This is a genomic window from Pseudomonas syringae CC1557, assembly GCF_000452705.1.
Lineage (GTDB): Bacteria > Pseudomonadota > Gammaproteobacteria > Pseudomonadales > Pseudomonadaceae > Aquipseudomonas > Aquipseudomonas syringae_F.
On record NZ_CP007014.1, the window covers coordinates 1,599,401 to 1,613,353 of the forward strand.

11 protein-coding genes, 4 tRNA genes and 2 pseudogenes are annotated in these 13,953 nt (G+C 54.8%); 10 read left to right on the top strand and 7 right to left on the bottom strand.

Annotated features, from left to right (window positions below; all coding sequences use genetic code 11):
- The first annotated feature begins 27 nt into the window (after window positions 1–27).
- The 6 genes from alaS to N018_RS07535 all read left to right on the top strand — a co-directional run bounded on the left by alaS (window position 28) and on the right by N018_RS07535 (window position 4,843).
- On the top strand, window positions 28–2,652 hold the full coding sequence (alaS, locus tag N018_RS07510; RefSeq protein WP_025389241.1) for an alanine--tRNA ligase: 2,625 nt from the start codon (window positions 28–30) through the stop codon (window positions 2,650–2,652).
- 93 nt (window positions 2,653–2,745) lie between these two features.
- Window positions 2,746–3,978, top strand: coding sequence for an aspartate kinase (locus N018_RS07515; RefSeq protein ID WP_025389242.1), 1,233 nt, complete (start codon window positions 2,746–2,748; stop codon window positions 3,976–3,978).
- Window positions 3,979–4,149: 171 nt separating this feature from the next.
- Window positions 4,150–4,338, top strand: a complete 189-nt coding sequence (gene csrA / locus N018_RS07520; RefSeq protein WP_002554426.1) for a carbon storage regulator CsrA — start codon at window positions 4,150–4,152, stop codon at window positions 4,336–4,338.
- A 63-nt stretch (window positions 4,339–4,401) separates the two neighbouring features.
- Window positions 4,402–4,492 (top strand) — tRNA-Ser (locus tag N018_RS07525).
- Between the two features lie 109 nt (window positions 4,493–4,601).
- Window positions 4,602–4,678, top strand: a tRNA-Arg gene (locus N018_RS07530).
- Window positions 4,679–4,766: 88 nt separating this feature from the next.
- Window positions 4,767–4,843, top strand: a tRNA-Arg gene (locus tag N018_RS07535).
- A 44-nt stretch (window positions 4,844–4,887) separates the two neighbouring features.
- Here the strand turns inward: N018_RS07535 and bamE are convergent.
- Entirely contained in the window at window positions 4,888–5,379 is a 492-nt protein-coding gene (gene bamE, locus N018_RS07540) for an outer membrane protein assembly factor BamE domain-containing protein (protein WP_025389243.1), read from the bottom strand.
- Between the two features lie 324 nt (window positions 5,380–5,703).
- On the opposite strand from bamE, the gene mgtE reads away from it, so the two are divergent.
- Complete coding sequence (mgtE, locus tag N018_RS07545; RefSeq protein ID WP_024643470.1) at window positions 5,704–7,146, top strand: magnesium transporter; 1,443 nt, start codon at window positions 5,704–5,706, stop codon at window positions 7,144–7,146.
- A gap of 163 nt (window positions 7,147–7,309) precedes the next feature.
- On the opposite strand, the gene N018_RS07550 is transcribed toward mgtE, so the two are convergent.
- From N018_RS07550 to N018_RS07560, 3 genes are all read right to left on the bottom strand, one after another.
- Window positions 7,310–7,633: an Arc family DNA-binding protein gene (locus tag N018_RS07550; protein ID WP_024646043.1), complete on the bottom strand. Its 324-nt coding sequence runs from the start codon at window positions 7,631–7,633 to the stop codon at window positions 7,310–7,312.
- Window positions 7,634–8,079: 446 nt separating this feature from the next.
- Entirely contained in the window at window positions 8,080–8,265 is a 186-nt protein-coding gene (locus tag N018_RS07555) for a PA3371 family protein (protein ID WP_025389244.1), read from the bottom strand.
- Between the two features lie 47 nt (window positions 8,266–8,312).
- Window positions 8,313–8,552: a hypothetical protein gene (locus N018_RS07560; RefSeq protein ID WP_024646041.1), complete on the bottom strand. Its 240-nt coding sequence runs from the start codon at window positions 8,550–8,552 to the stop codon at window positions 8,313–8,315.
- A gap of 316 nt (window positions 8,553–8,868) precedes the next feature.
- On the opposite strand from N018_RS07560, the gene N018_RS07565 reads away from it, so the two are divergent.
- Together N018_RS07565 and N018_RS07570 are read left to right on the top strand one after the other, a co-directional pair.
- Window positions 8,869–8,945: transfer RNA gene (locus N018_RS07565), tRNA-Arg, on the top strand.
- 157 nt (window positions 8,946–9,102) lie between these two features.
- Window positions 9,103–10,218, top strand: coding sequence for a YecA family protein (locus N018_RS07570; protein ID WP_080274801.1), 1,116 nt, complete (start codon window positions 9,103–9,105; stop codon window positions 10,216–10,218).
- On the opposite strand, the pseudogene N018_RS07575 reads toward N018_RS07570, so the two are convergent.
- Window positions 10,215–10,826: pseudogene (locus N018_RS07575) on the bottom strand (recombinase family protein). The gene N018_RS07570 and the pseudogene N018_RS07575 overlap by 4 nt on opposite strands.
- A gap of 171 nt (window positions 10,827–10,997) precedes the next feature.
- Between N018_RS07575 and N018_RS07580 the strand changes: the two are divergent.
- The gene (locus N018_RS07580) at window positions 10,998–11,936 is read left to right on the top strand and encodes a hypothetical protein (RefSeq protein ID WP_025389246.1); all 939 of its coding nucleotides are present in this window, start codon (window positions 10,998–11,000) and stop codon (window positions 11,934–11,936) included.
- Between the two features lie 100 nt (window positions 11,937–12,036).
- Here N018_RS07580 and N018_RS07585 read toward each other — a convergent pair.
- Both N018_RS07585 and N018_RS07590 read right to left on the bottom strand, forming a co-directional pair.
- Window positions 12,037–12,348: pseudogene (locus N018_RS07585) on the bottom strand (tail assembly protein); the annotation flags it as partial.
- An 82-nt stretch (window positions 12,349–12,430) separates the two neighbouring features.
- Window positions 12,431–12,865 (bottom strand): DUF2846 domain-containing protein, encoded by a 435-nt coding sequence (locus tag N018_RS07590; RefSeq protein WP_025389248.1) that lies wholly within the window; start codon window positions 12,863–12,865, stop codon window positions 12,431–12,433.
- Window positions 12,866–13,953: the final 1,088 nt, after the last annotated feature.

The window sequence follows — 13,953 nt, forward strand, 5'->3', positions numbered from 1 at the left end:
CTGGCCGCAGTCTCCGTGGAAGAACCTATGAAAAGCGCAGAAATCCGTGAAGCCTTCCTTGGCTTCTTCGAAGAGCAAGGCCACACCCGTGTCGCTTCAAGCTCCTTGATTCCGGGCAACGACCCAACCCTGCTGTTCACCAACGCAGGCATGAACCAGTTCAAGGATTGCTTCCTGGGCCAGGAAAAACGCGCCTACACCCGCGCTGTCACCAGTCAGAAATGCGTGCGCGCCGGTGGCAAGCACAACGACCTGGAAAACGTCGGCTATACCGCTCGTCACCACACTTTTTTCGAAATGCTGGGCAACTTCAGCTTCGGTGACTATTTCAAGCGTGATGCCATTACCTACGCCTGGACCTTTCTGACCTCCGAAAAGTGGCTGAACCTGCCCAAGGAAAAGCTTTGGGTCACGGTCTACGCGACTGACGACGAAGCCTACGACATCTGGACCAAAGAGGTCGGCGTGCCTGCCGAGCGCATGGTTCGCATCGGCGACAACAAAGGCGCGCCTTACGCTTCCGACAACTTCTGGACCATGGGTGATACCGGCCCGTGCGGTCCTTGCAGCGAGATATTCTTCGATCACGGCCCGGAAATCTGGGGCGGCCCGCCGGGTTCGCCGGAAGAGGATGGCGACCGTTACATCGAAATCTGGAACAACGTGTTCATGCAGTTCAACCGCACCGCAGACGGCGTGCTGCACCCGCTGCCAGCGCCGTCGGTGGACACCGGTATGGGCCTGGAGCGTGTCAGTGCCGTCCTGCAGCACGTGCATTCCAACTACGAAATCGACCTCTTCCAGAGCCTGCTGGCTGCGTCAGCCAAGGCCATCGGTTGCAGCAACGACAATCAGGCCTCGCTGAAGGTTGTGGCTGACCACATCCGCTCGTGCGGCTTCCTGATCGCTGATGGCGTGCTGCCTTCCAACGAAGGCCGCGGCTACGTGCTGCGCCGTATCATTCGGCGCGCCTGCCGTCATGGCAACAAACTGGGTGCCAAGGGCAGCTTCTTCTATCAGATCGTAGCGGCACTGGTCGCCGAAATGGGCTCGGCATTCCCTGAGCTGGTGCAACAACAGTCGCACATTGAGCGCGTCCTCAAAGGCGAAGAAGAGCAGTTCGCCAAGACCCTGGAACAGGGTTTGAAGATCCTTGAGCAGGATCTGGCCGAGCTGAAAGGCACCGTGGTGCCCGGCGAAGTCGTGTTCAAGCTGTATGACACTTACGGTTTCCCGATGGACCTGACCGGTGACATCGCCCGTGAACGTAATCTGACACTGGACGAAGAAGGCTTCGAGCGCGAAATGGACGCTCAGCGCGTGCGCGCTCGTTCGGCCAGCTCGTTCGGTATGGACTACAACAGCCTGGTAAAGGTCGATGTGGCCACTCAGTTCACCGGCTATTCGGCGACCACCGGCAGTGCCACAGTCGTTGCTCTGTACAAGGAAGGTCAGTCCGTCACGCACCTGAACGAAGGTGAGGAGGGCGTTGTGATCCTCGACATCACGCCGTTCTATGCCGAATCGGGTGGCCAGATCGGCGACAGCGGCTTCCTGCTGGCTGGCGAAGCGCGCTTTGACGTCAGCGACACCACCAAGACCGGCGGCGCATTCCTGCACCACGGCGTTGTGGCGTCCGGCAGCCTGAGCGTTGGTGCGCAGGTTGAAACACAGGTGGCTGATGAAGTCCGCGATGCAACCAAATTGAACCATTCGGCCACTCACTTGCTGCACGCCGCATTGCGTCAGGTACTGGGTGAGCACGTTCAGCAGAAAGGCTCGCTGGTCGACAGTCAGCGTCTGCGTTTCGACTTCAGCCACTTCGAGGCCATCAAGCCTGAGCAATTGCGTGCGCTGGAAGATATCGTCAACGCCGAGATTCGCAAGAACACGCCAGTGGTTACCGAAGAAACCGACATCGAAACCGCCAGAAAGAAAGGCGCCATGGCGCTGTTTGGCGAGAAGTACGGCGACAGCGTTCGTGTGCTGAGCATGGGCGGCGAGTTTTCCGTCGAGCTGTGTGGTGGCATTCACGCCAACCGCACCGGTGACATCGCGCTGTTCAAGATCGTCAGTGAAGGTGGCGTTGCTGCCGGCGTGCGCCGTATCGAAGCGGTGACCGGTGCTGCGGCACTCGCCTGGCTGAATTCGGCGGAAGATCAACTCAAGGAAGCCGCGACGCTGGTCAAAGGCAATCGCGACAACCTGCTGGACAAGCTGACAGCTGTGCTTGAGCGCAACCGTCTGCTGGAAAAGCAACTGGAACAACTGCAAGCCAAGGCAGCCAGTGCCGCCGGTGACGATCTGTCGTCGGCTGCGCAGGATGTCAAAGGGGTCAAGGTTCTGGCCACGCGCCTGGATGGTCAGGACGGCAAGGCGCTTCTGGCGCTTGTCGACCAGTTGAAGAACAAGCTCGGCCGCGCAGTGATCCTGCTCGGCAGTGTTCATGAAGACAAGGTTGTCTTGGTTGCAGGCGTGACCAAGGACCTGACTGGCCAACTCAAAGCCGGTGATTTGATGAAGCAGGCGGCCGCCGCGGTCGGTGGTAAAGGCGGTGGTCGTCCTGATATGGCTCAAGGCGGGGGTGTCGATGCAGGTGCGCTGGATGCTGCACTGGCACTGACCGTTCCTTTTGTAGAGCAAGGTATCTGAGTCGAGTCCGTCGGGCCGCCGCGACCAAGGGTGGCCCGGCGACGGATTCGACTATCAATGGGTGCTCTTAACGGGTTCTGAGGCGGCTTTGAGATGGCTTTAATCGTACAGAAATTTGGCGGCACCTCCGTGGGCTCTGTAGAGCGCATCGAGCAGGTGGCCGACAAGGTCAAGAAATTCCGTGAGGCGGGCGACGACCTGGTGGTTGTGCTGTCGGCCATGAGCGGCGAAACCAATCGCCTGATCGAACTGGCCAGGCAGATCAGTGACCAGCCGGTTCCCCGTGAACTGGACGTCATCGTCTCCACGGGCGAGCAGGTCACCATCGCGCTGCTGGCGATGGCGCTGATCAAGCGTGGCGTGCCTGCGGTGTCCTACACCGGTAACCAGGTGCGTATTCTCACCGACAGCGCGCACAACAAGGCGCGCATTCTGCAAATCGACGATCAGAAGATTCGCTCTGATCTGAAAGCGGGTCGTGTGGTGGTGGTTGCCGGTTTTCAGGGTGTCGACGAGCACGGCAATATCACCACGCTGGGCCGTGGCGGCTCCGATACCACAGGTGTGGCGCTGGCCGCTGCGCTGAAGGCGGATGAGTGCCAGATCTACACCGACGTCGATGGTGTCTACACCACCGATCCGCGTGTTGTGGCGCAGGCTCGGCGTCTGGACAAGATCACCTTTGAAGAGATGCTGGAAATGGCCAGCCTCGGCTCCAAGGTGTTGCAGATCCGTGCGGTCGAGTTCGCCGGTAAATACAACGTCCCGCTGCGCGTTCTGCACAGCTTCGAAGAGGGTCCAGGCACCCTTATTACCATTGATGAAGAGGAAACCATGGAACAGCCGATCATTTCCGGCATCGCTTTCAATCGCGATGAGGCCAAGCTGACCATCCGTGGTGTGCCAGACACCCCCGGTGTGGCGTTCAAGATTCTGGGCCCGATCAGTGCGGCGAACATCGAAGTGGACATGATCGTGCAGAATGTCTCGCACGATAACACCACCGATTTCACCTTCACGATCCATCGCAACGATTACCAGGCGGCCTTGCAGGTGCTTGAGACGACCGCGCGCGAAATCAGCGCCCGTGAAGTTTCCGGCGATACCAAGATCGCCAAGGTGTCGATTGTCGGCGTCGGCATGCGCTCGCATGCGGGCGTTGCCAGTCGCATGTTCGAAGCACTGGCCAAGGAGAGCATCAATATCCAGATGATCTCCACGTCAGAGATCAAGGTCTCTGTGGTCATTGAAGAGAAGTATCTGGAGTTGGCTGTGCGCGCATTGCACACGGCATTCGAGCTGGATGCTCCTCGGCAGGGTGAATGACCCTGTCGTCTGAAGGCACGGTCTGACCGTGCCTTCTGGATACTGCGCAGAAAGGCTGATGTTTTCTTTGCGTAAGTCGATACACAGGTAATGGCTATGGCTTTTTGCCATTTGCTATTGCCTATTGGTTTGCAGACTGTTGTCCCTGAATAAAGGCGTAAGGAGAAAAGTATGCTGATTCTGACTCGTCGGTGCGCAGAGAGCCTGATCATCGGTGACGGTGAAATCACCGTGACAGTGCTTGGTGTGAAGGGTAATCAGGTGCGTATTGGTGTCAATGCGCCCAAGGAAGTCGCTGTCCATCGTGAAGAGATTTACCTGCGTATCAAGAAAGAGAAGGACGAAGAACCAAGCCATTAATTTTTATTGAATTTTTGGTTTGCAAACGGGGAAAAAGGGTGGTTATTATACGCCCCGTGTTGCGGAGAGCTGGCCGAGTGGCCGAAGGCGCTCCCCTGCTAAGGGAGTACACCTCAAAAGGGTGTCGGGGGTTCGAATCCCCCGTTCTCCGCCATTATTTATGTAGTGCGTCAGATTGGGCTTGTTCTGTAAGTTGTTGAATTTACTAGAAAAAGTGCTTGACTAAACAATCTGACGACCTATAATGCGCGGCACCAACACATGCACTCGTAGCTCAGCTGGATAGAGTACTCGGCTACGAACCGAGCGGTCACAGGTTCGAATCCTGTCGAGTGCACCATTTGAAGGTTGATTGAAGCACAGTAAGCAATTACGGGGTTTCAGACAACTGGCAACAACCAGAGGTGATCTGGTCTAAAAACACCAATGCACTCGTAGCTCAGCTGGATAGAGTACTCGGCTACGAACCGAGCGGTCACAGGTTCGAATCCTGTCGAGTGCACCATATACCGAAAAGCCCACATCGAAAGATGTGGGCTTTTTGCTTTCCTAGCGTTTTCCTTTAACGCATCCGTCTTCATCAAATGTCACGCTGTTGCTGCGGCCTTTTTTCTGCGTGTACTCATAGCGTAATTCTCCGTTGCGATTGGTGATCTTGTCCGGGCGCCCCAGCAAGCTTTCCACATCACGTTTTGTCATGCCCGGAGGCGTACGCTGATTGATGATTGCGGCTCGTCGCTGTTCTGCGCTGAGGCGATTGCCGCAGCCGTCGTCGCGGGTGCCGACTACTACCAGTTCTCTGGGTGAGACTTTTCTCCGGCCCGCCTCTCGATGGTTTGCAGGCGGAAGCAGCTCGATGAGGGTCCCGGGTGGCGCATTGAAGGCCTTTTGTAGCTGAGTGCTGTGGCCTTCGGGGCAGCCCAGTGTGGTGAAAGTGATTTTCCCTGCTGCGTCCTCGCAGCGTTGCACGGTGCTGGCCGTGACGTGAGCGGGCAGGTAGAGCAGGGTGCTGAACAAGGATAAACGAATGATGAGACGCATGATCAAGTCCTCCATGACGGGCTGTCGTGAAAGCCTAACTGCGGTCTTTTCCGTGGGCGAGCGTGTTTTCTTGGCGAGATGTAACGTCGAACCTTTATCGGTTCACTTAACCTTGCAGCTTTGCGCCGCAAACGATTGTTATAAGCTGAATTTCTCGCGTGCGCATCGCCCAAAGCGGTGTATCATTGCGCCCGTCAGCCCCGCCGGGGCTTATGGAAAACCTCCATGGACTTACCCAGTCGTTACTCAATAGTTTTTTTTGACAATCATGAATTAACTGATTGATCTCCCGGCGTGCTCCGCTGCTGGGAGTGGAGTTCGCCTATGACCGAAAGAGAAGTAAAAAAAACGCAGGAAAGCTTGCAGGATCGCCTGGCTCAAGTCGTCGATCTGCTGCAACGCCAGCGTATTGTTGAAGACCTGACTCATCGTCAGGAGGGGCAACATCAGGATCGGGTAGAAAACCTGGTTCATCGGCAGAACCTCGTTGAATTGCAGCGCAAGCTCGACGACCTCCACTCTGCCGACGTCGCTTATATCCTTGAAGCGCTCCCTCTGGAAGATCGTCTGACTGTCTGGCAACTGGTCCAGGCTGATCGCGATGGCGACATTCTTCTCGAAGTATCCGATTCCGTTCGTGAAACCCTGATCGCCGACATGGACGATCATGAGTTGCTCGCGGCGGCACGGGACATGGACGCCGACGAACTGGCCGACCTTGCTCCCGAATTGCCCCGCGACGTCGTTCATGAGCTGATGGAAGCGCTGGATTCGCAGCAGCGCGAGCGTGTCCGATCTGCCTTGTCCTACGACGAGGATCAGGTTGGTGCGCTGATGGACTTCGAGATGGTGACCATCCGTGAGGACGTCAGCCTTGAAGTGGTATTGCGTTACCTGCGCAGGCTCAAAGAGCTGCCCGGCCATACTGACAAACTGTTCGTGGTCGATTCCGAAGGCGTGCTCAAGGGCGTGCTGCCCATCAAGCGTCTGCTGGTCAATGACCCGGAGAAGCAGGTGGGCGAAGTCATGGCCAACGACCCGGTCAGCTTTCATCCGGAGGACGACGCCTACGACGCCGCTCAGGCCTTCGAGCGTTACGACCTTATTTCCACCCCGGTTGTCGACAAGAACGGCAAGCTGATCGGGCGACTGACCATTGATGAAATGGTCGACCTGATTCGTGAAGAGAGCGAAAGCGAAGTTCTCAACATGGCCGGTCTGCGCGAGGAAGAAGATATCTTCGCCTCGGTATGGCGCTCGCTGCGCAACCGCTGGGCCTGGCTGGCAGTCAATCTGATAACTGCGTTCCTGGCGTCGCGTGTTATCGGACTGTTTGAAGGATCGATCGAGAAGCTGGTAGCGCTCGCTGCGCTGATGCCTATTGTTGCTGGCATTGGTGGCAACTCCGGTAACCAGACCATCACCATGATTGTTCGCGCCATGGCTCTGGATCAGGTCAACACCGGCAATACCTCGCGATTGTTGCGTAAGGAGCTGGTGGTAGGGCTGATCAACGGCTTGATCTGGGGGGGGGTGATAGGTGTAGTCGCGTACCTGCTGTATGGCAGTTGGTCGCTGGGTGTGGTGATGACTGCAGCAATGACGCTCAACCTGCTGCTTGCTGCGCTGATGGGGGTTTCCATCCCTATGGTGTTGGCGCGCCTGGGGCGAGACCCGGCGATGGGTGCCAGCGTGATGATCACCGCCGTGACAGACAGTGGGGGGTTCTTCATCTTCCTCGGCCTGGCGACCATCTTTCTGCTCTAGGGCCTGCCAAGCGTTGCGCCTATAACCCCCGCCGTAACGGCGGTTTTTTATTGATGAATTAATTTTCATCTTTCTTAAGGCAGTGACTCAACTCACAACAGCATTAAAATGCACCCCAATAAAAAGGCCAGCTTGCGCTGGCCTTGGTCTTCTACGCTAACTTTCAGTCTTCGGAAGCCATTTCCGTGTCTTGAGCAATCAGCGAAACAAGAGCGTTCTGTTGACGATGTGACAGGTGACGAAAACGTTGCAGCAGCTCGCGTTCATTCAGAGACAGCTCAGGGCTATCAAGACGCAGGTTTGGCTCATCGCCAAGTGCACCTTCCTGGGTCAGACTCTGCTCGAGACGAGCAATAATCTCCGAATTCATGCTGCGGTGATGATTCTTGGCTACTTCTTGCACGCGATTACGCATGCCGTCTGGTAGGCGAACGACGAACTTGTCAGCCGTGCGGCTGGAATAGATAGCCTGTTTCATAGGGCTCATATATTTAACCGGTTAGTTCAGGGGAAGCGGTTCTAGCAAGTGGCCGCAAGATTGTAATTCTCAGACAGTCGTTTTGGCCAAATGTTCAACCGCGAAGCCAAGGGCCGACATAATGACGCAATCCGTCGAATCCTTGGCGTCAATTCTGTGACAAATATTGACTCAGGTAAAGGCTCTTTGCCAGCACCAATTATCAGAAATGCGACCCGCTTTGCAAATAATCCGACCTGCCCAGCGGCTGACGACGAGCACCTGCAATACAGGCCTTCTGCCGTGATGGCTATATGAGTCCAAGCGTAGGCGTTAATTCAACGGAAAGAGGTGCTAGCCGACCAGCGTGAGCATGGCAGGTGAAAAAAGGGCTTGAAGGGAGTGGAGGGGGGGAGAAATGGCTAGCGGGTCTGGCGGAAGGTAGCCAAATGCCGACGCGGACCATGTGGCCTGACTCAGCGCAAAACCGGATCAAACTTGAAGCGGCGGCCGAAGAACAGGGCAACAACGAAAAGGCTGGCGAACACACCGGCAGCAATATTGGCAGCGATGCTCATGGCTGGCGCGTGCAAAGGCAACAAGAGGTCAACGACCACGGCCATGACTGTCAGAACAAGGAATGACAACGCGGATTTTGACATGGCAGCTTTCTTCTCTCTCGATTTGATAAAGTTCAGGCAAAACGGTCTCAAAAAACCCAGCGCTGTTCGGCACGTGGTGCCTGCATATCGGATACATCTTCAGTGGCCAGTATCGCCGCACTTGCGCTGCGATCAGTCATCACGGCCAGCTTCGGTGCCTGGCTAATGTGATGCTGCACAGGAGCCTGAACACTCACTTGCGCGCTCTGCGCACCGGAATCCTGGAAATGAAACGCCACCAGAGCCACCAGAGCTGCCGCATTCAACACTGAGAGAGTCTTGTTCATTTTCCAGTACCTGTGCCCGACCGTTTGGGATGAGATGTGTTCACTGGTATTGGTAATGCAGTCTGCATGCCAATGGTAAATTGGAAAAAATACCTTATAAATCAATTGCTTGATAATCGAAAAAAAGAGGGTATCAGTGCGTTTTGCAATGATGGCTTTTTGGAGTATTGCAAATTGCATGATGGGTTCATCGAGCGGCGTATTTCAGCGACATCGGCTACAGCTCTGGAGGGCAATGACAACATGACAAGAGCGACGCATCTCGCTAAGATGCACGCCGTCCTCGCTGGCACCAATCGGTGTGTCGGCACGCAGTGTCTCAGTAGCTCAATTGGATAGAGCATCCCCCTCCTAAGGGGAAGGTTGCAGGTTCGAACCCCGCCTGGGACACCATTAAATAAAGGGCTGTGGCCTTACGTAGCTATTCTTCCGTCCTTTCATGGGTGCATGATGGGTGCTAAAAGTAGGCTGCGGATCAGCAAACCTCACGCGCTAAAGAGTGGTGAGGTTTTTTTGTGCGCTCAATTCGACGATTTCGCTAGGGAAGCAAATGGGAAAGCTAGGAAGAAATGACAGATGTTGGTGCGATTCAGGCAAGAAATACAAAAAATGCCATCTTGCTCGGGAGTCGGCAGAGCCTCATAAGCCATGGGACATCAGCGCTACTCATCGGAAGCATTTCTCAAAGAAGCTGTGCTCCGCCCCGGATCTTTTCCATGATCAGTGCTCCGGCTCAATCATCGCCGCACATACCGTACCTCGTTCTGGAAGCCTGAACCAAATTGCGGATAATGGGCACGTCCTATCCTTCATGCCGTCTCTAGAAGGGCTTATCAAACACAACGGTGTTTTAAAGCCCGAGAAGGTGGGCGTCCGTCGTGCTTCTACTTTCAGCGGCTTTTGCTCGACGCACGACGACGCTCTTTTCGCGCCGATTGAGAAGGGGGTTTTTGTCGGAAGTCAGGAACAGTGCTTCCTGTTGGCGTATCGCGCCTATGCCCGAGAGATTTATACAAAGCGAGCTGCAGCGGAGCAGGCTCAGCTTTATAAGGAACTCGACCGCGGGCGTACGCCAGATCGCCAGATTGAAATCCAGACGTTTGCTCGGCTCCACGGGGCAGGAATTAACGCAGCGTTACGCGATATTCAGATTCATAAGGCGCGCTTTGATAAATGCTTAATCAATGGAGATTATGCTCCAGTGCGCTCCTACATAATCGAATTGGAACAGGCTCCACCGGTAATGTGCAGCGGCACCTATGCGCCAAGCGTGGATTTTTGGGGAAGGCAGCTACAAGATATGGCCGATGTTGACCTAGTGCCTGAGCTTATGAGTGTCACTTCCTTCTTTGGTGGAGAGAAGGGGCAGATAGTTTTTTCGTGGATGGTCGAAGATGACAGATGCTGCATGGCCTTGATTAAAAGTCTGGAGCAAATTGATGATGCTGATCTGTCCTTCAGACTTGTCGCCTATTTCTTCGACCATTTTGAAAATGTATTCGCCTCTCCGACTTGGTGGGATGGCATAGGCGAGCCGAATCAAAACGCTTTAATCGAGCGAATGCTTGGCGAAGTAGGGGTTATGTTCGGTCTTGTTCCTAACGTTAAGTCGCCTTTCAAAATATCACCATGGACCATTTCGAGGAGATACCGAGTCGGCTTCTAAGTGGTCCCACGGATGCGCAGTACGGTGGTAGTGGAGCAGTCAGCGTGCCGGGCAGTGGCGCGGATACCCAGCCCGGCCTTTAGCAACTCCCTCACTCGCCTGTGCAGATCGGCGTCCACTGGGCGGCCATGATACTTGCCATCGGCCTTCGCCTTCTCAATGCCCTGCGCCTGGCGCTCGCGTCGCTGCTCATAGTCTTTCCGAGCAATCGCAGCCATCATCTCTACCAGTATCGAGTTGATCGCTCCCAGCATCCGGCCGGTGAACTCATCGCCTTTCGTGTCCTGCATTCCCTGGTGTCTGGTCGGCAGGTCAAGTGCGACGATTCGCAGACCCTTGGAATCGATCGCAGCCTTGAGCTTCGCCCAGTCATCCATCGGCAAGCGGGATAGCCGGTCGATTGATTCAACAAGCAGCACGTCACCCTTGCGAGCATCTTTGAGCAGGCGAAGCAGCTCCGGCCGGTCAGCAGTCGCACCGCTGGCATTCTCCAGGTACTCGCTGGCCACCACCTTGTTGTGGTCGCTTGCGAACTGCTCGAGCGAGGCGCGAGCCCGGCCGGCGTCCTGCTCATCGGTCGAGGCTCAGATGTATGCGCGAATGAACATGATGTGCGTCCCGTATCAGTTTAGGTGTCTTACTAAGGCTGTTGCACTTTGAGTGTCACTTATCAAGCGGAACGCTGAAATAAACTGATATTTGCGCGTATCAGCTCAGGCATACCTTGTGTAACATCCCGTAGACAGCCCGTGGCACACGAAATTCAAGGAAGACACAAGATGGAGAAAGGTCCAGGTGCGTTAAATGCGTTTGATCCAACGCCTGCGATGCTTCAGCAACTGAAACGTCATGAATCCGCCATCCAGGCCAGACACGACGCTTTGTCCGAGCGCGAAAAGAACACCGAAAAACGACTTCTTGAGGATCGAGCCGCTCTCGAATCAAAGGAGCAGGCTCTTTATGCACAAATGGAGCATCGATCCAGAATATTGGAGGAGCGCGAAAATTCAGTACTTCAAAAGCAGCTAGACCTGGAAAAAGCGCTTAACAAGAGCTCCTACGAAAGTGATAAGGCTAGGCGTGCTCTTTCAGAAGAGATCACCGCCAAGAGAGAACACTTAGAAATTTTAATCGCAGAGGCGGAGCTTGAGAAAGCCCGTTATTCCGCGCAAAGCCAAGAAGCGATTCAAAAGAACTCTGGGAAGTTTGTAAGCTCCGCTCTCTCCACGCTTGGGACGAAGGAGCAAAATTTCCATACGATATCGATCATTTGGGCAGTCACGGGTGCCTTATCTCTAGTTTTAGCCGTGATTTTTGCGATCTTATCCATGATATATAGCTCGGACGATTTCCATCAGACCAGCTCATCGGGCCTTGGCTACTATTTCTTTCACCTTTTTCGCGGACTTCTAGTGGTCGGTGTGTTCGCGGCGATGTCCCGCTATGCCTTCTTGTTCAGCAACTCTTATATGCATGAATCATTGAAAATTGGAGAGCGTGTGCACGCTATAAAGTTTGGTGAGTTTTACCTCGATACTTATGGGGCGACCGCTGAATGGGACCAAGTGAGAGAAGCGTTTGCGCACTGGAACATCAGCGGGCAGAGCGCTTTTTCCCGATCTGAGGGAGGCACTTTGGATGTGAGCTTCACCGGGGCAGCTGGGAAACTAGCGGAAAAAGCTGTGGATATTGCTTCAAAGAAGGCCGCACCTGAGTAAAAAAGCTGATATGAATGCTTTCCAAGTGCCGACCGGGCACGAAAGTCTGCCAACAGATTGGCCTCGCTATCGCCAGACTCTCTGATTGCAATGTGCTCGGTCAGGCTTGATCCTCGGCATAGATGGCGGCGCTGATGATTGCTCCACCCCAGCGCCGATCACCAATGCAGATCGGTACCGGATTACCACTGGCCGTGGTATTCCTGGCACTGCCGAACACATAAGACGGCAGGTTTTCAGGTGAAGCACTTTGCTTCAGGCCTGATGCCTGAGGACTGAGCATTTGGATGATCCCGCCCACAGCCAAGGCAATGCCCGGCGCCAAGGTAGCGCCGCTTGTGAAAGGGCTAAGGGCGATCAATACAACGCCGATGACCGTCTGCAGAACTCCCGCCCGCTTGCTGCCGCTGATGGCGACTTCTATGAGATTTAACTTGGCCTGAGATCCGCTCAGAACTGAGCATATCTTCATCCAAAGCGGCTGCCTCGCATGCTTATAGCGAACCCGCCAGCTTGGTCTCAAGCACGCCTTCCTTGCCTTCAACTTCTGGCACCAGGTGGAGTTGGCTGCGCGCATAGCCGAACCCCATTTTCACCTCCTGCCACACATAGACGTTCTTCCCAGCCTGGGTGTTGATCTTGAGCATTGTCAGATTCTCGGCATCGGAGCCGATCGTGTGGCTGCCCGATGGCACTTCCGCGACAAGGTAGGTATTAGCCGCCGTAGCGCCGATCACGCGCCCATCGACTGTCACAGTCATTTTGATGGCCGCACCCATGGTCTCGTTGCGGTAGATGTAGACGCGGGACATATCCGGTACGGTACCGAAGCGCTTCATTTCAATATCGGCCGCCGGATCGCCCATGGGCACGGACGCGCAGCCGTGTAGTGCGCCAACAAGAGCGATTGCTCCTAGAACCTTTTTCATCTGATGTCCCTATCTCTGGAGTAAATGGCTGATTGCCATACTGCGAGGTTTTATACCCTCGTCAGCCGCTGATTACCATCCTTCACCTGGCCTCCCGTTTCGGTAGGGCAGGTATTCCCCCATTAAAGGGGTATTTACGGTGATGGCGCAGATCGGCTCCATCCCCCACTGGGGGCTCGCCCCCTAATCTAGATGTGAGCAGTTCTGCGCGCATCTAAACGTGAGCCAAGGATCACTTTTACGATCTGCTCGCGAAAGGGGGTCATTCTTTGAAACCACACCCTTCTGGATCTCGAATGCGAAACTACCGACATCCCGATAGATACCGGAAAACCTTCTGGCATCTCAAAGTGGGATTTTTCCACTTCGCTCCTGCTGATAGATCGGCTTGGGTTCCAGCCGATCTATCAGCACCACGAGCGTAGTGCTCGGCACAGGTGAAGACGCAGCCGCTCGCTGATCGCAATCTGCCTGAGTCGACCGGGCCAAAATCTCGACTCGGTCGGTTAGCGGATAAGTTCTCATATCCTTGATGCCCTATTCAGCATCTGCGCAGTTAGTCATCCACACAGAGCGCCATCGCTATGAACCAGCCAGCAAATATAGCGGCAACTGCTGCAGACTGGTTTAGTGAAGCTGAATACCTGGTTAGCGCTTCAGCAACTGCCGGGCTCGCCCCAATAGCGGTCATCTGAGCACTTGCCGAATTCATCCAGCAAACCCCAGAAAAAAGCGATGCAAGCGGGATCAATGCTGCTAGGATTTTCTTCGTAAGCACTCTAATTATAAAAATTATTTGAAATCTCGCTTTAAACATTTCCATGTCTCGGCAGCAACGTGCTTTGCATTAGGGGCTGCAATTATTTTGCATACCCCGTTGCGTTACCACTCACGCTAGAGCATTAACTCTTCATCGTAAGTGGTAACGGAGATCATATGAAAGACGAAGAAGCCCCAAAACAGCAAATGTCGGCAGCCAAGTGACAGAGGCTTTTCAAGGAGCGTCAACGGGCTGCAGGCTTCAAGCACACAACGGTATGGATTCACGAGGAGACAGCGAAGGACGGGATCAAGGCGGCACGTAAAGG

Excerpts from the sequence above, each read along its gene's own strand:
- alaS (WP_025389241.1), top strand. The coding sequence starts at position 28 with ATGAAAAGCGCAGAAATCCGTGAAGCCTTCCTTGGCTTCTTCGAAGAG.
- N018_RS07515 (WP_025389242.1), top strand. The coding sequence starts at position 2,746 with ATGGCTTTAATCGTACAGAAATTTGGCGGCACCTCCGTGGGCTCTGTA.
- csrA (WP_002554426.1), top strand. The coding sequence starts at position 4,150 with ATGCTGATTCTGACTCGTCGGTGCGCAGAGAGCCTGATCATCGGTGAC.
- bamE (WP_025389243.1), bottom strand. The coding sequence starts at position 5,379 with ATGCGTCTCATCATTCGTTTATCCTTGTTCAGCACCCTGCTCTACCTG.
- mgtE (WP_024643470.1), top strand. The coding sequence starts at position 5,704 with ATGACCGAAAGAGAAGTAAAAAAAACGCAGGAAAGCTTGCAGGATCGC.
- N018_RS07550 (WP_024646043.1), bottom strand. The coding sequence starts at position 7,633 with ATGAGCCCTATGAAACAGGCTATCTATTCCAGCCGCACGGCTGACAAG.
- N018_RS07555 (WP_025389244.1), bottom strand. The coding sequence starts at position 8,265 with ATGTCAAAATCCGCGTTGTCATTCCTTGTTCTGACAGTCATGGCCGTG.
- N018_RS07560 (WP_024646041.1), bottom strand. The coding sequence starts at position 8,552 with ATGAACAAGACTCTCTCAGTGTTGAATGCGGCAGCTCTGGTGGCTCTG.
- N018_RS07570 (WP_080274801.1), top strand. The coding sequence starts at position 9,103 with ATGGGAAAGCTAGGAAGAAATGACAGATGTTGGTGCGATTCAGGCAAG.
- N018_RS07580 (WP_025389246.1), top strand. The coding sequence starts at position 10,998 with ATGGAGAAAGGTCCAGGTGCGTTAAATGCGTTTGATCCAACGCCTGCG.
- N018_RS07590 (WP_025389248.1), bottom strand. The coding sequence starts at position 12,865 with ATGAAAAAGGTTCTAGGAGCAATCGCTCTTGTTGGCGCACTACACGGC.